At 68.9% G+C, this 2,191-nt stretch carries 3 protein-coding genes; all 3 read left to right on the plus strand.

Annotation, left to right across the window (positions count from 1 at the left end):
* Positions 1 to 68: 68 nt before the first annotated feature.
* On the plus strand, positions 69 to 1,067 hold the full coding sequence (locus tag AC1DY5_RS52410; protein WP_478122146.1) for an NAD(P)H-quinone oxidoreductase: 999 nt from the start codon (positions 69 to 71) through the stop codon (positions 1,065 to 1,067).
* A gap of 11 nt (positions 1,068 to 1,078) precedes the next feature.
* Entirely contained in the window at positions 1,079 to 1,831 is a 753-nt protein-coding gene (gene tpiA / locus AC1DY5_RS52415) for a triose-phosphate isomerase (RefSeq protein WP_478122148.1), read from the plus strand.
* A gap of 38 nt (positions 1,832 to 1,869) precedes the next feature.
* The coding region (gene secG, locus AC1DY5_RS52420; RefSeq protein ID WP_478122147.1) for a preprotein translocase subunit SecG at positions 1,870 to 2,191 on the plus strand (322 nt) is incomplete at its 3' end.

Consider the following 2,191-nt stretch of genomic DNA (forward strand, 5'->3'; position numbering starts at 1 on the left):
CAACGCCATTGCGCCGTACCGCGTGCCGTCCGCCGGCAGTGCGGTCGGCCGCTACCCGGAGCAAGACCATGAAAGCCATTGAGATAACATCGTTCGGCGCCCCCGAGGTGCTGCGCATGGCGGAACGTCCCGCGCCCGTTGCAGGCGCGGGCGAATTGTTGATCCGCGTGGCCGCGAGCGGTGTTAATCGTCCCGACGTGCTGCAACGGACCGGCAACTACCCGGTGCCGCCGGGTGCCTCCGATCTGCCGGGCCTCGAGGTCGCGGGCGAGATCGTCGCCGGCGACGAGCGTGCGCTGGCCGAGGCCGCCTTCAAAATCGGCGACCACGTCTGCGCCCTGGTGGCCGGCGGCGGCTATGCCGAGCTGTGCGTGGCTCCGGTGGCGCAGTGCCTGCCGGTGCCCAAGGGCTGGAGCGATGTCGAGGCGGCCACGCTGCCCGAGACCTTCTTCACCGTCTGGAGCAACGTCTTCGAGCGCGGCCGCCTGCAGAAGGGCGAGACCTTGCTGATCCAGGGCGGCTCGAGCGGTATCGGCGTCACGGCCATCCAGCTCGGCAAGGCGCTCGGCGCTACCGTGATCGTGACGGCCGGCAGCGACGACAAGTGCGAAGCCTGCCTGAAGCTCGGCGCCGACCATGCGATCAACTACAGAAACGCCGATTTCGCTGAGGAGGCCAAGCGCCTGACCGGCGGCAAGGGCGTCGACGTGATTCTCGACATGGTGGCCGGYGGCTACGTGGCGCGCGAACTCGACTGCCTGGCCGAGGACGGCCGGCTGGTGATCATCGCGGTGCAGGGCGGGGTCAAGAGCGAGATCAACGCCGGCCTGGTGCTGCGCCGCCGGCTCACGATCACCGGCTCGACTTTGCGGCCGCGTCCGGTCGCCTTCAAGGGGGCGATCGCCAAGGCGCTGCGCGAGACGGTCTGGCCGCTGCTCGAGAAGGGCGCGGTCAAGCCGATCATCCACAGCCGCTTCGCCGCGGCGGGTCAGCCCAGCGGCGCCGCACAGGCCCACGTCCTGATGGAATCGAATCAGCACATCGGCAAGATCGTGCTGACCTGGTGAACAAGAACGACATGACGACCAAGAAGAAGCTGATCGCCGGCAATTGGAAGATGAACGGCAGCCTGGCTGCCAACGAGGCGCTGCTGAAGGCCTTGCTGGCAGGTGTCGGCACGCCCGCCTGTGAGGTCGCGGTCTGCGTCCCGGCACCGTACCTCGCGCAGGTGCAGTCGCTGGTGGCCGGGTCGCCAATCAGGCTCGGCGCGCAGGACCTCTCGGCCCAGCCGCAGGGCGCCTTCACCGGCGAGCAGTCGGCGGCGATGCTCAAGGACTTCGGCGTGCGCTATGCGATCGTCGGGCATTCCGAGCGGCGCCAGTACCACGGCGAGACCGATGAACTCGTGGCGGCCAAGACCGCCACCGCGCTGGCCAACGGCATCACGCCGATCGTCTGCGTCGGCGAGAGCCTGGCCGAGCGCGAGGCCGGGCACACTGAGGAAGTGGTCAAGCGCCAGCTGGCCGCGGTGATCCACGTCAACGGCCATTGCATCAGCGAGATCGTGGTCGCCTACGAGCCGGTCTGGGCCATCGGCACCGGCAAGACGGCGGCGCCGGCGCAGGCGCAGGCGGTGCACGCGGTGCTCCGCGCCCAGCTGCACCACGCGGCAAGCGAGCACGCCGCGGGCATCCGCATTCTCTATGGCGGCAGCATGAACGCGGCCAACGCGGTCGAGTTGCTGGCCGAAGCCGACATCGACGGTGGCCTGATCGGCGGCGCGTCGCTCAAGGCCCCCGATTTCCTGCAGATCATTGCAGCGGCCCGCTGAAGCGCGCGGCCGACGACAAAATTTAGGAGTTAGAACGAATGAATGTGGTCCTCAATATCCTGGTGGGCGTGCAAATGCTCACCGCACTCGCGATGATCGGGCTGATCCTGATCCAGCACGGCAAGGGTGCGGACATGGGCGCCGCCTTCGGCAGCGGCAGTGCCGGCAGCCTGTTCGGTGCCAGCGGCAGCGCGAACTTCCTGTCGCGGACTACCGCGGTGCTGGCCGCGGTGTTTTTCGCCTGCACCTTGCTGCTGGCCTATTTCGGCCACGCACGGCCGGCCGGCGGCGGCAGCAGCAGCCTGCTCGAGCGCGCCGCCATCGGTACGCCGGCACCGGCGCCGGCAACCACGCCTGCAG

This window comes from Variovorax sp. P4_D9 (assembly GCF_056401695.1).